Origin of the sequence: Nonomuraea sp. NPDC049504 (genome assembly GCF_040676845.1) — a bacterium.
Taxonomy (GTDB): domain Bacteria; phylum Actinomycetota; class Actinomycetes; order Streptosporangiales; family Streptosporangiaceae; genus Nonomuraea; species Nonomuraea salmonea.
Map to the genome: position 1 here is coordinate 12,394 of NZ_JBFAPT010000022.1, position 22,264 is coordinate 34,657.

Genomic DNA, 22,264 nt, shown 5'->3' on the forward strand with positions numbered 1-22,264 from the left:
CGGTTCGCCGTGCGCGCAGGGGCGGCAGCGTGATCCGGTGAGAACCGCCGACCGATCGGGGAGAGCACTTCATGGACGCCGTCTTCTTCGACATGGACGGCCTGCTGGTGGACAGCGAGCGCGTCTGGCTGGAGATCGAGACCGGGGTGATGGCCAGGCTGGGCGCCGCGTGGACGCCCGAGCACCAGGCCCACCTGGTGGGCGGCTCCATGGAGCGCACGGTCGACTACATGCTGGCGGTCTCGGGCGCCGAGGTGGCGCCGCAGGCCGTGCGGGAGTGGATGATCGACGGCATGGTGGCCCGGCTGCAGGACGGCGTGCCCGTCATGCCGGGCGCGTCCGAGCTGCTCGACGCGCTGCGCGACGAGGGGGTGCCGGTGGCGCTGGTCACCTCCTCGCTGCGGCCGATCGCCGACGCGGTGCTGAAGAGCGTCGGCAGGGAGCGGTTCGACCTGGTGGTGACGGCCGACGACGTCACCCGTACGAAGCCGGACCCGGAGCCCTACCTGACGGCCGCGCGGCGGCTCGGGGCCGAGCCGGTGCGCTGCGTGGTGCTGGAGGACTCCCCGAACGGGGTGGCCGCGGCGACGGCGGCCGGCTGCGCGGTGGTGGCGGTGCCGAGCCTGCTGCCCGTCGAGCAGGCGCCGGGGCGGCTGGTGGTGACGTCCCTGACAGACGTAGGGGTCGCGGACCTGAGGGCACTTCTGGGGCCGTAGGCACGTTCCCCTAAGGGAAAAGTGGTTCTCACGGAGGAGGCGCACGGGCCTTCGCGTGCCAGGATGGTAAAGCAAGAGCCACGGACTAGGGGGCGGCGAGATGGACACCTTTAACGCGATCGCCTGGATGCCGCTGTGCGCCGGTGTGACCATAGCGGGGCTGGTGCTGGCCTTCCTGGCGTTCCGGCGCCGGGGCGCGGCGGCCGGCATGCGCGTGACGGCCTGGGCGCTGCTGCCGCTGGCCGCCTACCTCACGGGCGCGCTGCAGTCGCTGTGGACGATCGGCACCACCGTGGTGGGCTTCGTGACGGGGCTGGTGCTCAACCCCGCCGTGTGGGCGGGCGTGGCGCTGGCCGGGCTGTCGGTCGTGCTGTTCGTGGTGTCCGGCGTGATGCGCGGCAGGAAGCTGTCCTTGGGGCGGAAGAAGCCGGCCGCCGGGACGCCGGAGGCCGGCGCCGGAGCGGCGGGCCCGCAGGCCGCCCAGCAGGCGGCCCAGAAATCCGCCGGGGCGGCCAAGCCGCGGCCCGCCGTGAACCAGAAGCCGGCGAGCAAGGGCGACGACGACTTCTCCGACATCGAGGAGCTCCTCAAGCGGCGCGGCATCAGCTGAACGGACACGCCTGGTGACTATGTCACGGTTCCGAGACGTAACCGGAACTCGCCCTAGACAATCCGTTCAAGATCAATACGAATGAGTTTCGCAACAATCACGGATTGGCCACATAGCGGCCTGAGGGACTAGTCAGCGCAGCTCAGGCCATAGATTCTGCCCCATGAGGTCGCGACAAGCGGTCTAGAGTCAGCACGCAATGACTGCGTCGTCTTGTCAGCAGGGGGCATTACGGAATGACCGCACCGCTCGACGTTCCCGGTTCAGCAGCCGAGGCGAACCCGGAGGCTGTCCTCGCCGGGACGGGCAAGGCCATCCAAGGCCGATCCCTCACCAGGATCGCCTGGATGCGGCTGCGCCGCGACAAGGTCGCACTCACCGGCGGCATCATCGTCATCCTGCTGATCCTCGTCGCGATCTTCTCCTCGCCGATCATCTCCGTGTTCGGCCACCCGCCCCTGGAGTTCCACCAGGACGAGATCGACCCGAACACGCTGCTGCCCAAGGGCGCCTTCGGCGGCGTGGGCGGCGAATACCTGCTCGGCGTCGAACCGGTCAACGGCCGCGACATCTTCAGCCGCATCGTCGCCGGCGCGTGGATCTCGCTGCTGATCGGCTTCGTGGCCACGCTGCTGTCGGTCATCATCGGCACCACGCTCGGCGTCATCGCCGGTTACTTCGGCGGCTGGGTCGACCAGATCATCGGCCGGCTCATGGACGTCTTCCTCGCCTTCCCGCTGCTGGTCTTCGCCATCGCGCTGGCCGGCGTCATTCCCGACGAGGGGTTCGGCCTGGAGGGCAACGGGCTGCGCATCGCCATGCTGATCTTCATCATCGGCTTCTTCAGCTGGCCCAGCATCGGCCGCATCGTGCGCGGCCAGACGCTGTCGCTGCGCGAGCGCGAGTTCGTCGACGCCGCCAAGAGCCTCGGCGCCCGCCACGGCTACATCCTCTTCCGCGAGATCCTGCCGAACCTGCTGGCGCCGATCCTGGTCTACGCGACGCTGCTCATCCCGACCAACATCCTCTTCGAGGCCGCGCTGTCGTTCCTCGGCGTCGGCGTCAGCCCGCCCACCCCGACCTGGGGTGGCATGCTGTCCGAGGCGGTCCGCTTCTACACACTGCCCCACTTCGTGCTCTTCCCGGGGCTGGCGATCTTCATCACGGTCCTGGCGTTCAACCTGTTCGGCGACGGGCTGCGCGACGCCTTCGACCCACGGGCCCACTGAGTCCCGCCAACGCTTCATCCCCCGCATCTCACTCATCAAGGGGTTAGTCAATGAGAAGGAAACACGCACTGGCCGGAGCCGCGACAGCGGCCCTCGCCCTGGTGCTCTCCGCCTGTGGCGGCGGAGGTGGGAATACCTCACAGCAGCCCGCCCAGTCGGCGTCAGGCGGTGCCGCGCAACCCGCGTTCAACGCCGCGCTCACCTCGGTCTACAACCCGTCCACGAAGAAGGGCGGGACGCTGAAGGCGGCCCACTCCTCCGACTGGGACAGCCTCGACCCGGGTGACACCTACTACGGCTACTCGTTCAACTTCGGCCGTTTCTACTGGCGGACGCTGACGATGTACAAGCCGGGTCCCGGCCCCGAGGGCAACACCGTCATCCCCGACCTGGCCGAAGGGCTCGGTGAGGCCAGCGACGGCGGCAAGACCTGGACGTACAAGCTGAAGAGCGGCCTGAAGTTCGAGGACGGCACCCCGATCACGGCCAAGGACGTGGCCTACGCGGTGGCGCGCTCCTTCGACAAGGAGACCTTCGCGCACGGCCCCTCCTACCTCAACGAGCTGCTCGACTGGCCGAAGGACTTCAAGGGCGTCTACAAGTCCCCGGACGTCGACTACAAGTCCGCCGTCGAGGCCACCGACGACAGCACCGTCGTCTTCCACCTGAAGAAGCCGTTCGCGTCGATGGACTACATCGTCCAGATGCCGATGACGGCTCCGGTGCCGAAGGACAAGGACACGGGCGCCAAGTACAAGGAGCACGTCGTCTCCTCCGGCCCGTACAAGTTCGAGACCAACGAGATCGGCAAGCGCTTCACCCTGGTCCGCAACGACCAGTGGGACCCGGCGACCGACCCGAACAGGCCGGCCCTGCCGGACCGCATCGAGGTCCAGCTGAACGTCAACGCCGACGACCTCGACAACCAGCTGATCTCCGGCGACATCCACCTCGACATCCCCGGCACCGGCCTGCAGCCGGCCGCGCTGGGCAAGGTGCTGCCGGACCCGGCGCTCAAGGCCCGTACGGACAACCCGACGATCCCCAGGCTCTGGTACGTCTCGGTCATCCCGGACAACGCGCCGCTCGACAACCTCGACTGCCGCAAGGCCGTGATGTTCGCCGCGGACCGCGTCGCCAACCAGACCGCCTACGGAGGCCCGCTGGCCGGTGGCGACATCGCCACCAACGTCATGCCGCCGCCCATCGTCGGCCAGGAGAAGTTCGACCTGTACGCCAGCCCCGAGAACAAGGGTGACGTCGAGAAGGCCAAGCAGGCCCTCGCCGCCTGCGGCCAGCCGAACGGCTTCGAGACCACCATGGCGTTCCGCTCGGACCGCCCGCGCGAGAAGGCGCTGGCCGAGGCCATGCAGCAGGCCCTCGCCAAGGTGAACATCAAGCTCGACCTCAAGGGCTTCCCGGCTTCCAGCTACTTCTCCGACTACGCCGGTAACACCGACTACGTCAAGAGCAACAAGATCGGCCTTGCCACGCACGGCTGGGGCTCCGACTGGCCCGACGGCTACGGCTTCATGCAGGCCATCGTCGACAGCCGCACCATCCGCAAGGCCGGCAACTACAACCTCAGCGTCAAGAGCCCGGAGGTCGACAAGCTGATCGACCAGGCCTCCGCCGAGCTCGACGACACCGCCCGCGCCAAGCTGTGGGTCGAGGTCGACAAGAAGGTCATGGAGGACGCGTCCCTCCTGCCGGTCGTGTGGGCCAAGTCGCTGCTCATGCGCGGTCAGGGCGTGACGAACCTCGCCTACAACGAGGGCCAGAGCATGTACGACTACATCTTGCTCGGCGTCGAGTGACCAGGCGAGGTTCGGGGATCTAGCGAAGGCAGGTGAAGGCAGGAGTGGCCCGCCCGCCCCGGCGGGCGGGCCACTCGGCCGGTAGCGGTGGTCACATACATCATCAGGCGTCTGATCGGCGCGATCGCCATGCTCATATTGATCAGCATGGTCACGTTCGGCATCTTCTTCGTCGTGCCGCAGTGGGCCGGGGCGACACCCGAGGCCCTCGCGTCGCGGTACGTCGGCCGGGCGGCCACTCCGGAGACCGTCCACCTGGTGGCCGAACGGCTCGGCTTCAACGACCCGGTCGTCGTGCAGTACGGCAGGTTCGTCAAGGGCCTGGTCGCCGGAGCCGAGTACGACTACGGCGCCGGCGTCGAGCAGTGCCCCGCGCCCTGCTTCGGCTACTCCTTCATCTCCGGCCAGCCCGTCTGGCCGGACCTGCTCGACCGCATGCCGACCACCTTCTCGCTGGCCATCGGCGCCGCCCTGCTGTGGGTGATCGGCGGCGTCAGCGTCGGCGTGCTGTCGGCCCTGCGAAGAGGCAGCTTCTTCGACCGGATCTCCATGGGCACCGCCCTGGCCGGCGTCTCGCTGCCCATCTTCTTCACCGGCATGATCTCCCTGGTCGTCTTCAGTTACGGCCTCGGCTGGACGCCGCCGGGCGGCGCCTGGACCGACTTCACCGTCAATCCGCTGCAATGGGCGTACAACCTGCTGCTGCCGTGGATCACGCTGGCGTTCCTGTTCGCCGCCACGTACGCCCGGCTCACCCGGGCGGGCATGCTGGAGACGATGGGCGAGGACTACATCCGCACCGCCAGAGCCAAGGGCCTGCGGGAGAACCAGGTGGTGGTCAAGCACGGCCTGCGCGCCGCGCTCACCCCGATCCTGACCCTGTTCGGCATCGACTTCGGCCTGCTCATCGGCGGCGCCGTGCTCACCGAGACCACCTATACTCTGCCCGGGCTCGGCCAGTTCGCCATCCTGGCGATCAGGAACCAGGACCTGCCGCAGGTCATGGGTGTCGTGCTCGTCGCCGCCGGATTCGTGGTGGTCGCGAGCCTGGTCGTCGACCTGCTGTACGCCGTGGTCGACCCGAGGGTGAGGTTGTCGTGAGCTTCCTTGACGTCAAGGACCTGAAGATCCACTTCCCGACCGACGACGGCCTCGTCCGCTCCGTCGACGGGCTGTCGTTCAGCGTCGAGCGGGGCAAGACCCTCGGCATCGTCGGCGAGTCGGGCTCCGGCAAGAGCGTGACCAGCCTCGGCGTGCTCGGCCTGCACAAGGGCGGCCGGGCCCGCATCTCCGGCGAGATCTGGCTCGACGGCGAGGAGCTCATCGGCGCCTCCGCCGAGCACGTGCGCAAGCTGCGCGGCAAGAAGATGGCGATGATCTTCCAGGATCCGCTGTCGTCGATGCACCCCTTCTACACGGTCGGCCACCAGATCATCGAGGCGTACCGGATCCACAACGGCGTCTCCAAGCAGGTCGCCCGCAAGCACGCCGTCGACATGCTCGGCCGCGTCGGCATCCCCGAGCCGGCCAGGCGCGTCGACAGCTACCCGCACGAGTTCTCCGGCGGCATGCGCCAGCGCGCCATGATCGCCATGGCGCTGTCGTGCGACCCCGAGCTGCTCATCGCCGACGAGCCCACCACCGCGCTCGACGTGACCGTCCAGGCGCAGATCCTCGACCTGATGCGCGACCTGCAGCGCGAGTTCAACTCCGCGCTCATCGTCATCACCCACGACCTGGGCGTGGTCGCCGAGCTGTCCGACGACATCCTCGTCATGTACGCCGGCAAGTGCGTCGAGTACGGCACCACCGACGACGTCTTCTACCGCCCCGAGCACCCCTACACCTGGGGCCTGCTGGGCTCCATGCCGCGGCTCGACCGCGAGCCCACCGAGCGGCTGCTGCCGATCAAGGGCTCGCCGCCGTCCCTCATCAACGTGCCGCCGGGCTGCGCCTTCCACCCCCGCTGCCCGTACGCCGAGCGCACCGCCGGCAAGGCCACGACCGAGGTGCCGGCCCTCGCCGAGACCGAGGGCGGCCACCTGGTGCGCTGCCACATGAGCAGGGACGAGCGGCAGAGCCTGTGGGTTAACGAGATCAAGCCAGTGCTGGAGACCCAGTGAGCGACAACGAGCTGCTTCTTTCCGTGCAGGACATGGAGAAGCACTTCCCCGTGACGAAGGGCCTGCTCAAAAGGCAGGTCGGCGCCGTCAAGGCGGTCGACGGAATCAGCTTCGAGGTGTACAAGGGCGAGACGCTCGGCCTGGTGGGGGAGTCCGGCTGCGGCAAGTCCACCACGGGACGCCTGGTCACCCGCCTGCTGGAGCCCACCGCCGGCAAGGTGGTCTTCGAGGGCCAGGACATCACGCACATGAGCCAGGGCCGGCTGCGGCCGCTCAGGCGCGACATGCAGATGATCTTCCAGGACCCCTACTCGTCGCTCAACCCGCGCCACACGGTCGGCGCCATCGTCGGCGCGCCGTTCCGCATCCAGGGCGTGCAGACCGAGAACGGCGTCAAGAAGGCCGTCCAGGAGATCCTGGAGCTGGTCGGGCTCAACCCCGAGCACTACAACCGCTACCCGCACGAGTTCTCCGGCGGGCAGCGCCAGCGCATCGGCATCGCCCGTACGCTCGCGCTCAAGCCCAAGCTCATCATCGCCGACGAGCCGGTCTCCGCGCTCGACGTGTCCATCCAGGCCCAGGTCGTCAACCTGCTGGAGGACCTGCAGCGCGAGCTGGACCTGACCTACGTCGTGATCGCCCACGACCTGTCGGTGGTGCGGCACATCAGCGACCGCGTCGCCGTCATGTACCTCGGCAAGATCGTCGAGGTGGCCGACCGCAAGCAGCTCTACACCTCGCCGATGCACCCGTACACCAACGCGCTGCTGTCGGCCGTGCCCGTGCCCGACCCCAAGGGCGCCAAGGGACGCGAGCGCATCCGCCTCACCGGCGACGTGCCGAGCCCGCTCAACCCGCCGCCCGCCTGCCGCTTCCACACCCGCTGCTGGAAGGCGCAGGAGATCTGCAAGACGGTCGAGCCGCCGCTGCAGGCGCTGGCCACCGGCCACCAGGTGGCCTGCCACTTCCCGGAGAACGCCCCCGAGACGCCCGCCGCCAAGGCGGGCTAGCCGCGCCTCCGCGCGCCGGGCGCCCCCTTGTCCTAGGAGATGGCGCCCGGCGTGATCAACCCGGTCTCGTACGCCAGCACCACGGCCTGCACCCGGTCACGCAGCCCCAGCTTCGTCAGCACGTTGCCGACGTGCGTCTTGACCGTCGTCTCGCTCACCACGAGCTTGGCCGCGATCTCCGCGTTGGACATGCCCTTGGCGATGAGCCGCAGCACCTCGAGCTCCCGCTCGGTCAGCCGGTCGAGCCGCGCGGGCGCCGCCTGCTCGTACGCCGACGGCAGCCGCGTCGCGAACCTGTCGAGCAGCCGCCGCGTCACGCTCGGCGCCACGATCGCGTCGCCCGCCGCCACCACCCTGATCGCCTGCACCAGCTCGTCGGGCGGCACGTCCTTCAGCAGGAACCCCGACGCGCCCGAGCGCAGCGCCTCCACGATGTACTCGTCGAGGTCGAACGTGGTCAGCACCAGCACCTTCGGCACGTGCGCGGCCGGCGCCGCCTCCCGCACGATGCGGCGGGTCGCCTCGATGCCGTCGACCCCCGGCATGCGGATGTCCATCAGCACGACGTCGGGCAGCAACGCCCTCGTCTGCTCCTGCGCGTCCTTGCCGTCGCCCGCCTGGCCCACCACCGTGATGTCGGGCTCGGCCTCGAGGATCAGGCGGAAACCGGTACGCAGCAGCGGCTGGTCGTCCACCAGCAGCACTCTGATCGTCATTGGCCGTCCTTCAACGGGAACCGGGCCCGCACTTCGAAACCGCCCCCCGGCAGCGGACCGATGTTCAGGATTCCACCATAGAGCGTGACACGTTCGCGAATGCCGACCAAGCCGTGCCCTTCGGACCTGGGCTCCCCGGCCGCCGCGCCCACGCCGTCGCCCACGCCGTCGTCCTCCACCCGCACGTCCAGCTCGCCCGGCTCGTAGCGGACCGTCACCGTCGCCTTCGCGCCCGCGCCCGCGTGCCGCAGGCTGTTGGTCAGCGCCTCCTGCACCGTCCGGTACGCCGCCAGGTCCACCCCCGCGGGCAGCGCCACCTCGGCGCCCTCCACCTGCAGCCGCACCGGCAGCCCCGCCTCCCGCATCAGCTCCACCAGCGCGGGCAGGTCGCGCACGGCCGGCTGCGGGCCCAGCTCCGCCTGCGCGTCCGTGCGCAGCACGCCCACGATGTTGCGCATCTCCGTCATCGCCAGCCGCCCGGTGTGCTCCACCGCCGACAGCGCCTCACGCGCCAGCTCGGGGTCGGTGGCCAGCACCCGCCGCGCGGCCGCCGCCTGCACCGTCATCACGCTCACGTGGTGGGCCACCACGTCGTGCAGCTCGCGGGCGATGCGTGAACGCTCCTCCGCCCGCGCCGCCCTGGTGTCGGCCGCGTGCGCCCGCTCCAGCCGCGCCGCACGGTCCTTCAGCTCCTCCATGTACGCCCGGCGCAGCCGCAGGCTCCTGCCCGCCCCCCACACCGCCACCAGGACCACGGCGACGATGACGTACTGGTTCCAGGCCACCGGCCCGACGGGACCGGCCGCCGCGCCCGTGAGATACGCCACCAGCGACACCACCAGCGCCACCAGCGAGATCGCCAGCCCCCGGTGCGCGGCCACCGAATACAGCAGCACCATCCCCGACAGGCTCGACGTGCCGGTGCCGTAGCCGAGCGAGCTGAGCAGCGTCTCCGGCACCAGGCCCGCCCACAGGGCGCTCAGCGGCCAGCGCCGCCGCACCACGATGGGGGCGCAGGCCAGCACCACCAGCAGCCCGCCGAGCGCGTCCGGTGGCCGCATGCCGTGCACCGGCAGCCCCTCGGCCTGCAGCCGCTCGGGCCCGTAGAGCACGAACAGTGCCACGGAGGCCACGGCCACCACCCCGGCGAGCACCGTGTCGTGGAGCCTGCTCCGATCCATGCGCACCGCTTCACTGTAAGACCAGGTGAGAGCCCGCAACCTCCTCCCACGGGAGGAAAAGCACCCATCTGATCCCCAACCTGGGGGCGGTCAGAGCTCGTCGGTCGCCGCCCGCCGGCTGCTGCGCACGGTGTCGCCCGGCTGCCGGTCGGGCACCGGGGGAGGGGTGCCGCCGAACTCGGGGCACAGCGCCTGATGGTCGCACCAGTCGCACAATCTGCTGCGCCGCGCCCGCCACTCGCCGGTCTCCAGCGACCGCTCGATCGCCGCCCACAGCGCCATCACCTTGCGCTCGGTGGCCAGCAGGTCGGCCTCGTCGGGCGCGTACCGCAGCACCTCGCCCCGCCCGCCCAGATAGACCAGCTGCAGCAGCCGCGGCACCTCGCCGCGCAGCCGCCACAGCACCAGCGCGTAGAACTTCATCTGGAACAGCGCCTTGGCCTCGAAGTCGGGCCCGGGCGCGCTGCCCGTCTTGTAGTCGACCACCCGGACCTCGCCGGTCGGCGCCACGTCGATCCTGTCGACGTAGCCGCGCAGCATCAGCCCGCCGTCGAGCACCGCCTCCACATAGAGCTCGCGCTCGGCCGGCTCCAGCCGCGTCGGGTCCTCCAGCGTGAAGTAGCGCTCCAGCATGCCGCGCGCCTGCGCCAGCCACTCGGCCTGCTCAGCATCGTCGGCGAACATCTGCGCGTATTGGGGGTCGTCGGCCAGCAGCCGCTCCCACTGCGGCTCCAGCAGCTCCAGCGCCGCCTGGACCGAGCGGCGCGGCGCCGGCAGGTCATAGAGCCGCTCCAGCACCGCGTGGACCACCGTGCCGCGCACCGCCGCCTGCGACGGCTTCTCCGGGAGCTGGTCGATCACCCGGAAGCGGTAGAGCAGGGGACAGGTCATGAAATCGCCCGCCCGGGACGGGGAGAGAGCTCCGATGATCACCGGCTCGGTCAACGTCATGCACCGCACTCTAGGTCAAGACGCCGACAGAATAACCTTCGCGGAACCAGGATCACGTGATCCGGCGCGTAGCATCAAGGCAGCAACAGCACGTATTGGACGAGGAGTGCGGTGAGCGAGCAGAGCCCGCGGCAGGAGTTCTCCGGACTACGCATGGGCAGACCCTTCGGCATTCCGGTGTACGTCTCCTGGACGTGGTTCCTGGTGGCGGGCTTCATCACCGTGATGTTCGGGCCACAGATGCGGCAGATGCTGCCGTACCTGGACGAGTTCGCCGCCTACGGCATCGCGTTCGTCTTCGCGGTCCTCCTCTACGTCTCCGTGCTGCTGCACGAGCTGGCGCACAGCGTGCTCGCCAAGGCCTACGGCCTGCCCGTCCGCCGCATCACCCTCTACCTCCTGGGCGGCGTCTCCGAGATCGAGAAGGAGCCGCCCACCCCCGGCAAGGAGTTCATGGTCGCCGCCGCGGGGCCCGCGCTGTCGCTCGCGCTGGCCGGCCTCGGCGGGCTGGCCGACCTCTTCCTCATCAACGACGGCGGCATCCTCGAGGTGCTCACCTGGCAGCTGTGGTTCGCCAACCTCATCGTCGGCGTCTTCAACCTGCTGCCGGGGCTGCCGCTCGACGGCGGCAGGATGCTGCGCGCCGGCGTGTGGAAGCTGGCGGGCAACCCCGGCTCCGGCACCGTCGTGGCCGCCTGGGGCGGGCGGGTGCTGGCCGTGGCGCTCGTGGCCTTCCCGCTGGTGACCGCGCTGACCAGCGAGCGCGACTTCGACCCCGTCGACCTGCTGTGGCCGGTGGTGCTCGCCTCGTTCATCTGGATGGGAGCCAGCCAGTCGCTGCGCGTCGCCAAGATCCGGGCCCGGATCCCGCAGGTCAACGCCCGTACGCTGGCCCGCAGGGCGATCCCCGTCGCCGCCGAGACGCCGCTCTCCGAGGCGCTGCGCCAGGCCGGCGAGCAGCGCGCGGGCGCCATGGTCGTCGTCGACCACGAGGGCAGGCCGGTGGCCATCGTGCACGAGGCGGCCGTCCAGGCCACCCCCGAGCACCGCCGCCCCTGGGTCAACGTCGGCTCGCTGGCCAAGTCGCTCGAGCGCACCATGATCCTGGGCGCCGACCTGGCGGGCGAGGCGCTCATCGAGGCCATGCGCGACGCCCCCGGCAGCGAATACCTGCTCGTCGAGCCCGGCGGCGAGATCTACGGCGTGCTCGCCACCGCCGATGTGAACAAGGTTTTCATCGGCGTCTGATTTGTCCCACTCGTTTAAGCGGCGGCCCATCGATAGGGTCGTGTCCAGCAGTTTCGCGCCGGCCGCCGCCGGTCCCCATGCGATTTCTGCGATGCGACGACTGGCCGATAGTGTTCTGTTTGGCCAAACTTGCACAGTTAAGAGGTTTGTTGCGGCCCACCGGTTCATCGAATCGAGACGACGGGGCCGCGACACGGCCTCCGCGTCTGGGTATGCGTATGGCTGGTGGCCAGCACGGCAGTGCGGGGTGCCGTAACATCGCCGGCTTCCGGGGAGGAGAGTTGAGTGACCGAGCGCAGCGAGGGCACCGATGAGCGCAGCACGGTCGTCTTGAGGGAGGACGCATGACCGGCCATGGATTCGGAGTGGTGCGTCCGCTTCCCGGAAACGGGCTCGTCGCCTACACCGGCGGCCTGCTGCTGGTGTGCGACTCGGCCGAGTCCGCCGCCGACGCGCTGCTCGAGGCGCTGCGCGAGACGGCCGAATCAGGCGGCGACGGCCGCGCGCTGGCCCGCCGCGCCGCGCAGGTGCTGGCGGCCAACATGGCGGGCGACCCGGCCACCTGCGCCGTCGCGGGCCCCGTCGGCGACGGCGTCGCCGTCCTCGTCAGCGGCTCCGCCTCCGCCACCGTCACCACCCCTGGCGGCGACACGCGGCTGGCCGGCAGCGACTCCCTGACCTGGGCCGACCGCCTCGTCACCGGCCCCGTCGACCGCGTCGAGCTCAGCCTGCCCGGCGTCGGCAGCCCCCACCACGCCGTCCGCCTCGACGGCGGCGTCGTCCACGGCGGCGGCCTCATCGGCGACCTCACCGACCAGCCCGCCCCGCAGCCGCCGGCCCCGGCCAGGATGCTGACCAGCGAGATGCCGGCCACCGGCCTGCACATGGAGCCCGACCTCATCCAGCCGCCCGCCCAGCAGCCGCCGCCCGCCCCGCCGGAGCCGGTGCAGCAGCCCGCCGAGCAGCGGCCCCCCTACCCGCTGGCCGACCAGCCCCCGCTCACGCCTGGGCCGCACTCGGGCCCCCAGCCCGCCCACTCGGGCCCCCAGCCCATCCACCCGGCCCCCGAGCCGCCGCCCTACCAGCCCGAGCCCTCCTACCAGCCCGAGCCCTCCTACCAGCCCGAGCCCTCCTACCAGCAGCAGGACTCCGGCTACCACGAGCCGCCCGCCTACCTCACCCCTCCCGAGCCGCCCTACCCGCCGGCGCAGGAGCAGCAGCCGTCGCTGCCCGAGCAGCAGCAGTTCCCCACCTACGACGAGCCGCAGCCCGCCGGCAACGGCTCGGGCGACCACCCGGTGCCCCAGCACATGGGCCCGCCCGACCACTACGACCAGCCCGCGCCGCCCGTGCTCGGCCCGCCCGACCAGTTCGACCACCCGGGCCCGCCGCAGCAGGAGCAGCCCGAGCAGGGCGACCGGCCGATGGTCTACGGCGTCGACTGCAAGAACGACCACTTCAACGACCCGCGCGTGCCCTACTGCGCGGTCTGCGGCATCGCCCTCGTCCAGCGCACCCTCGTCCCCTACAAGGGCCCCCGCCCCTCGCTCGGCGTCCTCATCCTCGACGACGGCACCGCGCTGCCCCTCGAGAGCGACTACCTGCTCGGCCGCGACCCCGAGCGCGCCCCCGAAGTGGCCGGCGGCAGCGCCAGGCCCGCCAAGGTGACCAGCCCCGACGGCTCGGTCTCCCGGCGCCACCTGCGCGTCGCCCTCGACGGCTGGGACGTCAACCTGGTCGACCTGGGCTCCGTCAACGGCACCCAGATCCAGCCGCCCGGCGACCCCAACTTCTACGACATCCCGCCCAACGAACCCGTCACCATCGCACCGGGCACCACCGTCCGCGTCGGCGTCTCCCGCACCCTCCGCTTCGAGGCCCACCGCGGCTGACCCCCGGACTCAACGCGAAGGCGCCCGCACCTCCGGACTGGTCCGGAGCCGCGGGCGCTTCGCGTCGGGTGTGAGCGAAGCCGCGTGCCGTCGAGCCGTCAGGACCGAGTGGGTTTGAGGAACTCCGAGGCGCCGCGGAGGCGGACCTGGAGACGGCGCCGGGTGGCCGAGCAGTCCAAGTGGACCGCCAGCGGGCCCCGTACTCCTGCGGTGGTGCGAAGGCCCGGGCGCAGGCGTTGCTCCGGCAGGCCGTCTCTGCGGGCGATGAGCAGGCCCAGCTCGTAGCGGCTCACGGCCTCGGGGCCCGCCACGTGGTGGACGCCGGGCAGGTCGCGCTCGGCGAGCTCCAGCAGGGCCGCCGCCAGGTCCGCGACGTGGACGGGGCAGCGTACGTCGTCCGTGAACAGCACGCCCGATGCCGAGCCGGTCGCCAGCGCGCGCACGAACGCCTCATGGGTGGAGCCGCCGCCACCGACGATCAGGGACGTCCTGACGATCGCCGCCCCGGGCACCAGGGCCCGCACGGCGGTCTCGGCCGCCGCCTTGGCCGCCCCGTACGGGTTGACCGGGTCAGGCGGGCACGTCTCGTCGTAGGAGGGGGCGTCCCCGGAGAAGACGGCGTCGCTGGAGACGTGCACCAGCCGGCCACCCGAGCGGGCCACCGCCGCCGCCACGTGCGCCGCCCCGTCCGCCGTGGTGGCCCAGTCACCCGACCGGTACGCCGCGTTGATCGTCACATCGGGACGGAACCCGCCGACCACCTCCGCCACGGCCGCCCGCGACCGCACATCGGCAGGGAACCACTCGGCCGGCGAGGACCCGCCGCCCGCCGGGCCGCTGAAGCGGGTCGCACCCACCACGTGGCCGAGGCCGGCGCACAGCCGGATCAGCTCGCCGCCCAGGAACCCGCTGCCACCCACGATCAGCACCCTCATGAGCGGCCACGCTACAACCTCCTCAGGAGGAGGCCGGATCCCCGGCGCGGTCGGGGATCCGGCTGCCCGCGGGGGAGCGGCGGAATCACCGGCGAAATCCGCAACTCCCGGAAATTCGAATTACTCTTTCCGTCCGGCCCAATAGGAAGATCTTTCCGTCCGGGAACGCGATTACCGGCCGCGTCCACGGGGGAAAGCACCCCGGAAGCGGTCGTCCCGATCCCCGCGATCCGGCCCGTCCCGAAGCAACCGGGATCAGGCGGGGGATCACACCGGGGATCACGCCGGGGGATCAGAGCGGAGACGGCCGGAAGGCCCGTACGCCGCGCAACAGCCGCACCGCCGCCTCCATCCCGCTCGCCGCCTCCAGAGCCCGGCCCGCCGCCGTCGCGTACCGGCTCAGCAGATGCTCGTCGGCGTCGCAGAACTCCCGCCCCGCGACCCACACGAACGCGTGATCCCGCGCCGACACCGGCACGGACGTCGCCAGGAACCCGGGCTCGCCCACCGACTCGTCCCTGGCCAGGCGCAGCGCCTGCCGGGAGGCGGCCAGCTCCTTCAACACCCCCGACTCGCGCAGCCACGCCCGCACGCGCAGCGGGTCGCCGGGCGGGCCGTGCACGTGGACGCAGCACGCGTCCTGCCGCAGCGGGTCCACGCGGACGAACCCCGCGTACGCGGTGCCCGCGATCGCGGCGGCGGCACGCGCCAGCCGATCGATCAGGTCCGTGAGCTCCACGCCGGAGAACACGGTGATGAGTTCACGCACGGCGACATCGACACGGTTGTATGGCATCGCGGTGATCCCTCGAGGCGGGAGGGGGCGAGCTCGCGCAGCCCGTTCGCACGAAACTCACCTGCGGGTTCCCTGACTATCGCCCCCGACGCGGCTCTTGACCAGCCTCCAACAGGAAATCGGGATTTTTGCTCACTCGTGACGCTCGTCCCGTCACGGAGGCCCCATCCGTCCCCGAATCGGCGCGGCCGCCGGCCCCCGCCGGCCGCGCCTCATCGCCGCTCAGGACCCGGAGCGGACGACCGCCCAGTAGACGTCGTCGGCCCGCGTCCCGTCCCGCCTCGGCAGCAGCTCCCGGTGCAGCCCCTCCCGCTGGAACCCGGCCCGCTCCAGCACCGCGTGCGAGGCCGCGTTCGTGACGTCGGTGCCGGCCACGATCCGGTGCAGCGGCGTCGCCGCGAACGCCCAGTCGACCAGCAGCCGTACGGCCCGCGTCATGAACCCGCGCCCGCGGAACTCCGGCACCAGCGAGTAGCCGATCATCGCCTGCCCCAGCGCCGGAGCGACCTGCATGAGCTGCAGATGCCCCGCGAAGGCGTCGGAGGCGGCGTCCCTGATCGCCAGCTCGACGCGCTGCCCCGACCGCCACCAGTAGCCGGTGTAGCGGCAGCGCCGCTCGTCGTCCTCCAGCGCGGTCGGCGGCCCCACGGAGAAGGCGGACACGCTCGGCTCTGCCATCATCCGGTGGAAGTCGCCCGCGTCGCCCGGGCCCATCGGCGCGAGCCGCACCACGCCGTCGCTCAGCTCACCGCCGGGGAAGAACGGCAGGTACGGCTCGGTGCCCGCCACCCCCTCGCCCCGCAGCCTGGCGAACGTCACGACGTCGGCCCACCGCCCGTCACGCAGCCGCACCGCGTCACGCCGCCGGCCCTCCTCGACGAACCCGGCGCGGTAGGCCATCCGCAGCGCCGGCACGTTCTCCACCTCGGCCTGCACCTCGACCCTGCGCACGCCGTGGTCGAACAGCCAGTCGGTCACCGCCCGCACCGCCGTCGCCGCCACGCCGCCGCCCCGGGCCCACGGCGCCACCAGGCAGCCCAGCCCGGACGTCTCACAGGGGTCGGGCGGGCTCGCCCAGACGCCGCCGGCGTAACGGCCGTCGTGGACGATCGCGTACGCCGCCCCGCCGTCCTCCCACCGCACCGCCGCCCGCTTGACCTCCGCCAGCGCCTCCTCCACCGCGTACGGCCGGGGCAGCCACGGCAGGAACCGCCCCGTCACCGCGTCGCCGCACGCCTCGGCGATGGCCGCCGCGTCCGCCTCCACGGGGGGACGCAGGATGAGCGGGCCGGTGGAGATCACGTCGCGAGGGAGCATCCCCCATAGATATCGTGCGTCCTGACGCGCCCGAAAGCCCTATAACCTTGCCGCCATGGGTTTCCGCAGGCATGGGCCTTTCCAGGCAGGGGATCAGGTGCAGCTCACCGACCCCAAGAACAAGCGCCACACGATCACGCTCAAAGAGGACGGCGTCTTCCACACCCACAAGGGCGCCATCCCCCACAGCGACCTGATCGGGCAGCCCGAGGGCTCCGTGGTGCGCTCGTCCGGCGGCACCCAATACCTCGCCTTCCGCCATCTGCTGCAGGACTACACGCTCGCGATGCCGCGCGGCGCGGCGGTCATCTACCCCAAGGACGCCTCGATGATCGTCGGCATGGCCGACGTCTTCCCCGGCGCCCGCGTCATCGAGGCCGGCGTCGGCTCCGGCGCGCTGACCTGCTTCCTGCTGCGCGCGGTCGGCCCCGACGGCCACGTCACCTCCTACGAGCGCCGCGAGGAGTTCGCCGACGTGGCGCGCAAGAACGTCGAGAAGTTCTACGGCGGCCCGATGGACGACAACTGGCGCCTGGTCGTGGGCGACCTCGTGGCCTCCATCGACGAGGCCGACGTCGACCGCGTCATCCTCGACATGCTGGCCCCGTGGGAGTGCGTCGACGCCGCCGCCAAGGCCCTCACGCCGGGCGGCGTGATCTGCTGCTACGTCGCGACGACCACGCAGATGTCCAAGACGGTCGAGGCCATTCGCGATCACGGGTGTTTCACCGAGCCGCATGCGTGGGAGACCCTGGTTCGCGACTGGCATGTCGAAGGGCTCGCCGTACGGCCTGATCACCGCATGATCGGCCACACCGGGTTCCTCGTCTCCGCCCGCCGCATGGCCGACGGCGTGACCCCGCCGCCGCGCCGCCGCCGACCGAAGGGGACGACTGAAGAACTATGACAATTTGGCCACGAGGGCGCGTTGGTGCGTGACACGGGAACAGATCGTCGTGTTCCTATGCTGGGAGTATTAAACGCACTATTGGGGATTATTCGCCGAATACTGAATGTCACTCTACGAACACTGCCCGGCCAGGTTACGGAGGGGCCCGAGATAGGTAAGGTCCTTAGTAGTCGCCCTCGACTGGGAAGGAGGTGACGGGGCGTGGCAGCTCGCGATGATGCTGAGGCTCGAGCCGCGCAGCGCGAACGGGAGGTCGCTGATCTTTCAACACAGGTCTCCTTCCTCCAGGAGGAGATCACCGCGCTGAGGCGGAAGCTGGCCGAGTCACCCCGTCAGGCCAGGGTCCTCGAAGAACGTCTCCACGAGGCACAGGCGAATCTCGCGGCCGTGACAGGCCAGAACGAGCGCCTGGTCGCCACACTCAAGGAGGCCCGGGACCAGATCGTCGCTCTCAAGGAGGAGGTCGACCGGCTGGCGCAGCCGCCATCCGGCTTCGGCACCTTCCTCGAGGCCAGAGAAGACGGCACGATCGAGGTGTTCACCGGCGGCCGCAAGCTCCGGGTGAACGTCAGCCCGTCCGTCGACGTCGACTCGCTGCGGCGTGGCCAGGAGGTCATGCTCAACGAGGCGCTCAACGTGGTCGAAGCCCTCGGCTACGAAGAGGTCGGCGAGATCGTGATGCTCAAAGAACTGCTCGACGAGGGCAAGCGGGCCCTGGTCATCTCGCACGCCGACGAAGAGCGCGTCGTGCGACTGGCCGAGTCGCTCGTCGGCCAGCCCATCAGGGCCGGCGACTCGCTCCTGCTCGAACCTCGCTCCGGCTACGTCTACGAGCGCATACCCAAGTCCGAAGTCGAAGAGCTCGTGCTCGAAGAGGTCCCCGACATCTCCTACGAGGAGATCGGCGGCCTCATGCGGCAGATCGAGCAGATCAGGGACGCCATCGAGCTGCCCTACCTGCACTCCGATCTGTTCCGCGAGCACAAGCTCCGTCCCCCGAAGGGCGTGCTGCTCTACGGCCCGCCCGGATGCGGCAAGACGCTCATCGCCAAGGCCGTCGCCAACTCCCTGGCCAAGCAGGTCGCGGAGAAGACCGGCCAGTCCGGCAAGAGCTTCTTCCTCAACATCAAGGGCCCGGAGCTGCTCAACAAGTACGTCGGCGAGACCGAGCGGCACATCCGCCTGGTCTTCCAGCGGGCCCGCGAAAAGGCCTCAGAGGGCACCCCGGTGATCGTGTTCTTCGACGAGATGGACTCGATCTTCCGCACCCGAGGCTCCGGCGTGTCCTCCGACGTGGAGAACACCATCGTCCCTCAGCTGCTGTCGGAGATCGACGGCGTCGAGGGCCTGGAGAACGTCATCGTCATCGGCGCCTCCAACCGCGAGGACATGATCGACCCGGCGATCCTGCGGCCCGGCCGCCTGGACGTCAAGATCAAGATCGAGCGGCCGGACGCCGAGGCGGCCAAGGACATCTTCTCGAAGTACCTCGTCTCCGACCTGCCTCTGCACCCCGACGACCTGGCGGAGCACACCGGCTCCCGCGAGGCCACCATCCAGGGGATGATCCAGAGCGTCGTCGAACGCATGTACACCGAGAGCGAGGAGAACCGCTTCCTCGAGGTGACCTACGCCAACGGCGACAAGGAAGTCCTCTACTTCAAGGACTTCAACTCCGGCGCGATGATCCAGAACATCGTCGACCGGGGCAAGAAGATGGCCATCAAGCAGTTCCTCGAAACCGGCCAGAAGGGCCTGCGGGTGCAGCACCTGCTCACGGCCTGCGTGGACGAGTTCTCCGAGAACGAGGACCTGCCCAACACCACCAACCCCGACGACTGGGCCCGCATCTCCGGCAAGAAGGGCGAGCGGATCGTCTACATCCGCACGCTGGTCTCCGGCAAGCAGGGCACAGAAGCCGGCCGGTCCATCGACACCGTCGCCAACACCGGCCAATACCTGTAGAACCTCTCGGACGGCAGGGCCGCGCGGCCACCACCGCGCGGCCCTGCCGCCTGTTGTGGTCCTGCCCGCGTCACGGCCTGCCTGCCCACGCCGAGTGGGGGCGGTGGGTCATTTCGGACAGGCCGTAGTGCCTCGGACGCGGCGCAGGTTTCGGACCTGCCGGTGGGTTTCGGACGCGAGCCCAGTCCTCCCGCGTGTCCCGTACGTTCAAGGAAAGATGGAAACGTCCCTCCATGCGGCGCGCCGACACGAGCCGATACGCATGCACGCCACCCCTGACAGGCGCACACTGGCCCTGTGACCACGCTCAAACGGGTAGACGTGCACGTCGAAGGCATCGTCCAGGGGGTGGGCTTCCGCCCGTTCGTCCACTCGCTCGCCAACCGCCTGGGCCTGTCGGGCCGGGTGAGGGGCGACGTCACCGGCGTGCACATCGAAGTCGAGGGCGCCTGCCAAGGCGTCGAGGAGTTCCTCACCGCACTCGAACGCGACGCCCCCTCCCTGTCCGAGATCGAACGCGTCACCGTCGTCAGCGGCGAACCCGCAGGCCACCGCGGCTTCACCATCGCCGCGACCGACCCCGCCAGACCCCGCACCGCCGCCACCCTCGCCGACACCGCCACCTGCGACGACTGCCTGCGCGAGCTGACCGACCCCACCGATCGCCGCCACCGCTACCCCTTCACCGGCTGCGCGAACTGCGGCCCCCGCCTCAGCATCACCCGCGCCCTGCCCGCCGACCGGCGCCACACCACCATGGCGCCCTTCACCATGTGCGCCGGCTGCGCCCGCGAACACGACGACCCCGCGAGCCGCCGCCACCACGACGCCGCCACCTGCTGCCCCGCCTGCGGCCCCACCCTGACGCTGCGCGACCCGCGCGGCACCGAACTGTGCGGCGACCCCATCACCTGCGCCGCCGCCCTCCTGCGCGCCGGCCGCGTCGTCGCCGTCAAGGGGCTCGGCGGCTACCACCTCGCCGTCGCCGCCACCGGCGAACGGGCCGCCGCCACCCTGCGCGGACGCAAGCACCGCGCGGAGGAGCCGTTCACCGTCATGGCCGCCGACCTCGTCCAGGCCCGGCAGTACTGCGACATCGACGACACCGCCGCCACCCTCCTCACCAGCCCCGCCAGACCCGTCGTCCTCCTGCCCCTCCGCCCAGACGCCCCCATCGCCCCCTCAGTCGCCCCACCCGTCGTCTCGTCGGCTGTGTCCGGGGCCGCGTCCTCGTCTGTCTCTTCGGCCGCCTCTTCGGCTGACTCTGCAGTCGCGTGCTCGGGCGCGCCGGGGCGCCGCACGCTCGGGATCACCCTCCCCGCCACGCCGCTGCACCACCTCCTGCTCGCCGAACTGGGCGCGCCTCTAGCGCTCACCGGCGGCGACGTCGCGGGGGAGCCCCTCGCGTACGAGGACGCCGACGCGCTCACCCGCCTGTCCGGCATCGCCGACGCCTTCCTCACCCACGACCGCGCCATCCACAGCCGCGCCGACGACACCGTCCTGCGCCCCATGGCCGGCGAGATCACCGTGCTGCGCCGCGGACGCGGCCACGCCCCGGAGCCCATCACCCTGCGCCGCCCCGCCCCACGCCCCGTCCTCGCCTGCGGGGCCACCGTCGCCGGCACCTTCTGCCTGCTGCAAGGGCGCCGCGCCCACCTCTCCCAGCACCTCGGCGACCTCGACGACCACGACACCCTGCGCACCTTCGCCGCGACCATCGACCACTACCAGGCCCTGCTCGGCATCCACCCCGAGATCGTCGCCCACGACGCGCACCCCGGCCACCTCGCCACCCGCCACGCCCTGGAGCTCACCGGCGTCGACCACGTCGCCGTCCAGCACCACCACGCCCACGTCGCCGCCTGCCTGGCCGACAACGGCGACCTCGGCCCCGTCATCGGCGTCGTTCTCGACGGGCTCGGCCACGGCCCCGACGGCACCCTGTGGGGCGGGGAGTTCCTGCGCGCCGACCGCACCGGCTACCAGCGCCTCGCCCACCTCGCCCCGGTGCCCATGCCGGGCGGGCCCGCCGCCGCCCGCCGCCCCTGGCGCATGGCCGCCGCCTACCTGCGCGACCACCCCTGCGACCCCGGGCTGCGCGACCGGCTCGCCGGCGCACTCCAGCAGGCCGGCAGCGGCCAGGAAGCGCCGCTCACCTCCTGCGCGGGCCACCTGTTCGACGCCGTCGCCGCCCTGCTCGGCCTGCGCGAGACCATCACGTACGAGGGACAGGCCGCCGCCGAACTCGAACAGCTCACCGACCCAGCCGAAACCGGCGCCTACCCGGCCGCCCTGAGACAGCCCGCCGGACCGCTGGCCGCCGGACTCATGGCCGCAGGGCAATCCCCGGCCGCAGGGCAATCCCCTGCCGGGCCGACCGCCGCTGACTTGGCCCGTGCTGACTTGGCCCGTGCTGACTTGGCCCGCGCTGACTGGGTCCGCGCTGACTTGGCCCGCGCTGAGCCGGCCCCCGGCGAGCCGGCCTTCGCCGGGCTCGCCCCCGTCGGCGGTCTCCTCGTCCTGGAGGCGGCCGATCTCGTGCGGGCCGCCGCCGACGACCTCACCGCCGGTACCGACCCCGCCGTCATCGCCGGACGCTTCCACAACGGCCTCGCCGCCGCCGTCACCCGCACCTGCGCCGCGCTCAGGCAGGCCACCGGCCTGACCGCCGTCGCGCTCACCGGCGCGCTCTTCCATAACGCGCTCCTGCTCGAACGCACCCTGCAGCGGCTGCGGGCGGCCGGGTTCCGGGTCCTGCGGCACGTACGCGTGCCACCCGGCGACGGCGGGCTCAGCCTCGGCCAGGCCGCCGTCGCCGCCGCCCGCGACCACCCCGCCTAGCATG

General features: G+C 71.1%; 18 protein-coding genes. 12 read left to right on the forward strand and 6 right to left on the reverse strand.

All coding sequences use genetic code 11. The features are described 5' to 3' along the window. The first annotated feature begins 71 nt into the window (after positions 1 to 71). The 7 genes from AB0K28_RS34870 (at position 72) to AB0K28_RS34900 (ending at position 7,505) form a co-directional block, all read left to right on the forward strand. Positions 72 to 716, forward strand: coding sequence for an HAD family phosphatase (locus AB0K28_RS34870; RefSeq protein ID WP_345385910.1), 645 nt, complete (start codon positions 72 to 74; stop codon positions 714 to 716). Positions 717 to 816: 100 nt separating this feature from the next. Next, on the forward strand, positions 817 to 1,326 hold the full coding sequence (locus AB0K28_RS34875; RefSeq protein WP_364378284.1) for a cellulose synthase: 510 nt from the start codon (positions 817 to 819) through the stop codon (positions 1,324 to 1,326). Between the two features lie 236 nt (positions 1,327 to 1,562). Continuing rightward, positions 1,563 to 2,555, forward strand: a complete 993-nt coding sequence (locus AB0K28_RS34880; protein ID WP_345385906.1) for an ABC transporter permease — start codon at positions 1,563 to 1,565, stop codon at positions 2,553 to 2,555. Positions 2,556 to 2,605: 50 nt separating this feature from the next. Further along, positions 2,606 to 4,372 carry an ABC transporter substrate-binding protein gene (locus tag AB0K28_RS34885; protein WP_345385904.1) on the forward strand — a complete coding sequence of 589 codons (1,767 nt, stop codon included), beginning with the start codon at positions 2,606 to 2,608 and terminating at the stop codon, positions 4,370 to 4,372. An 87-nt stretch (positions 4,373 to 4,459) separates the two neighbouring features. Further along, positions 4,460 to 5,473, forward strand: coding sequence for an ABC transporter permease (locus AB0K28_RS34890; protein ID WP_345385902.1), 1,014 nt, complete (start codon positions 4,460 to 4,462; stop codon positions 5,471 to 5,473). Then, positions 5,470 to 6,495 carry an ABC transporter ATP-binding protein gene (locus AB0K28_RS34895; RefSeq protein WP_345385900.1) on the forward strand — a complete coding sequence of 342 codons (1,026 nt, stop codon included), beginning with the start codon at positions 5,470 to 5,472 and terminating at the stop codon, positions 6,493 to 6,495. Before AB0K28_RS34890 ends, AB0K28_RS34895 begins: the two co-directional genes overlap by 4 nt. 32 nt (positions 6,496 to 6,527) lie before the next feature. Further along, the gene (locus AB0K28_RS34900) at positions 6,528 to 7,505 is read left to right on the forward strand and encodes a dipeptide ABC transporter ATP-binding protein (protein WP_364378621.1); all 978 of its coding nucleotides are present in this window, start codon (positions 6,528 to 6,530) and stop codon (positions 7,503 to 7,505) included. 32 nt (positions 7,506 to 7,537) lie between these two features. Here the strand turns inward: AB0K28_RS34900 and AB0K28_RS34905 are convergent, their stop codons facing one another. The 3 genes from AB0K28_RS34905 to AB0K28_RS34915 form a co-directional block, all read right to left on the reverse strand. Continuing rightward, positions 7,538 to 8,221 (reverse strand): response regulator transcription factor, encoded by a 684-nt coding sequence (locus tag AB0K28_RS34905; protein WP_346114457.1) that lies wholly within the window; start codon positions 8,219 to 8,221, stop codon positions 7,538 to 7,540. After that, a complete protein-coding gene (locus AB0K28_RS34910; protein ID WP_364378624.1) occupies positions 8,218 to 9,402 on the reverse strand; it encodes a sensor histidine kinase in 1,185 nt (394 codons plus the stop codon). Before AB0K28_RS34910 ends, AB0K28_RS34905 begins: the two co-directional genes overlap by 4 nt. A 90-nt stretch (positions 9,403 to 9,492) precedes the next feature. After that, positions 9,493 to 10,353 (reverse strand): RecB family exonuclease, encoded by an 861-nt coding sequence (locus AB0K28_RS34915; protein ID WP_364378288.1) that lies wholly within the window; start codon positions 10,351 to 10,353, stop codon positions 9,493 to 9,495. A gap of 111 nt (positions 10,354 to 10,464) precedes the next feature. Between AB0K28_RS34915 and AB0K28_RS34920 the strand changes: the two genes are divergently transcribed. Both AB0K28_RS34920 and AB0K28_RS34925 read left to right on the forward strand, forming a co-directional pair. Then, complete coding sequence (locus tag AB0K28_RS34920) at positions 10,465 to 11,601, forward strand: site-2 protease family protein (RefSeq protein ID WP_364378290.1); 1,137 nt, start codon at positions 10,465 to 10,467, stop codon at positions 11,599 to 11,601. Between the two features lie 344 nt (positions 11,602 to 11,945). Next, complete coding sequence (locus AB0K28_RS34925) at positions 11,946 to 13,493, forward strand: FHA domain-containing protein (protein ID WP_364378292.1); 1,548 nt, start codon at positions 11,946 to 11,948, stop codon at positions 13,491 to 13,493. Between the two features lie 98 nt (positions 13,494 to 13,591). Here the strand turns inward: AB0K28_RS34925 and AB0K28_RS34930 are convergent, their stop codons facing one another. The 3 genes from AB0K28_RS34930 to AB0K28_RS34940 form a co-directional block, all read right to left on the reverse strand. Further along, the gene (locus AB0K28_RS34930; RefSeq protein WP_364378294.1) at positions 13,592 to 14,428 is read right to left on the reverse strand and encodes a sugar nucleotide-binding protein; all 837 of its coding nucleotides are present in this window, start codon (positions 14,426 to 14,428) and stop codon (positions 13,592 to 13,594) included. A 292-nt stretch (positions 14,429 to 14,720) separates the two neighbouring features. After that, positions 14,721 to 15,224 carry a hypothetical protein gene (locus AB0K28_RS34935; RefSeq protein WP_364378296.1) on the reverse strand — a complete coding sequence of 168 codons (504 nt, stop codon included), beginning with the start codon at positions 15,222 to 15,224 and terminating at the stop codon, positions 14,721 to 14,723. A gap of 222 nt (positions 15,225 to 15,446) precedes the next feature. Continuing rightward, positions 15,447 to 16,541: a GNAT family protein gene (locus AB0K28_RS34940; RefSeq protein ID WP_364378298.1), complete on the reverse strand. Its 1,095-nt coding sequence runs from the start codon at positions 16,539 to 16,541 to the stop codon at positions 15,447 to 15,449. A 55-nt stretch (positions 16,542 to 16,596) separates the two neighbouring features. On the opposite strand from AB0K28_RS34940, the gene AB0K28_RS34945 reads away from it, so the two are divergent. The 3 genes from AB0K28_RS34945 (at position 16,597) to AB0K28_RS34955 (ending at position 22,260) form a co-directional block, all read left to right on the forward strand. Next, positions 16,597 to 17,448: a tRNA (adenine-N1)-methyltransferase gene (locus AB0K28_RS34945; protein WP_355430611.1), complete on the forward strand. Its 852-nt coding sequence runs from the start codon at positions 16,597 to 16,599 to the stop codon at positions 17,446 to 17,448. Between the two features lie 204 nt (positions 17,449 to 17,652). After that, positions 17,653 to 19,416, forward strand: coding sequence for a proteasome ATPase (gene arc, locus AB0K28_RS34950; RefSeq protein ID WP_345385880.1), 1,764 nt, complete (start codon positions 17,653 to 17,655; stop codon positions 19,414 to 19,416). Positions 19,417 to 19,713: 297 nt separating this feature from the next. Continuing rightward, a complete protein-coding gene (locus AB0K28_RS34955; protein WP_364378301.1) occupies positions 19,714 to 22,260 on the forward strand; it encodes a carbamoyltransferase HypF in 2,547 nt (848 codons plus the stop codon). The last annotated feature ends 4 nt before the right edge of the window (positions 22,261 to 22,264 follow it).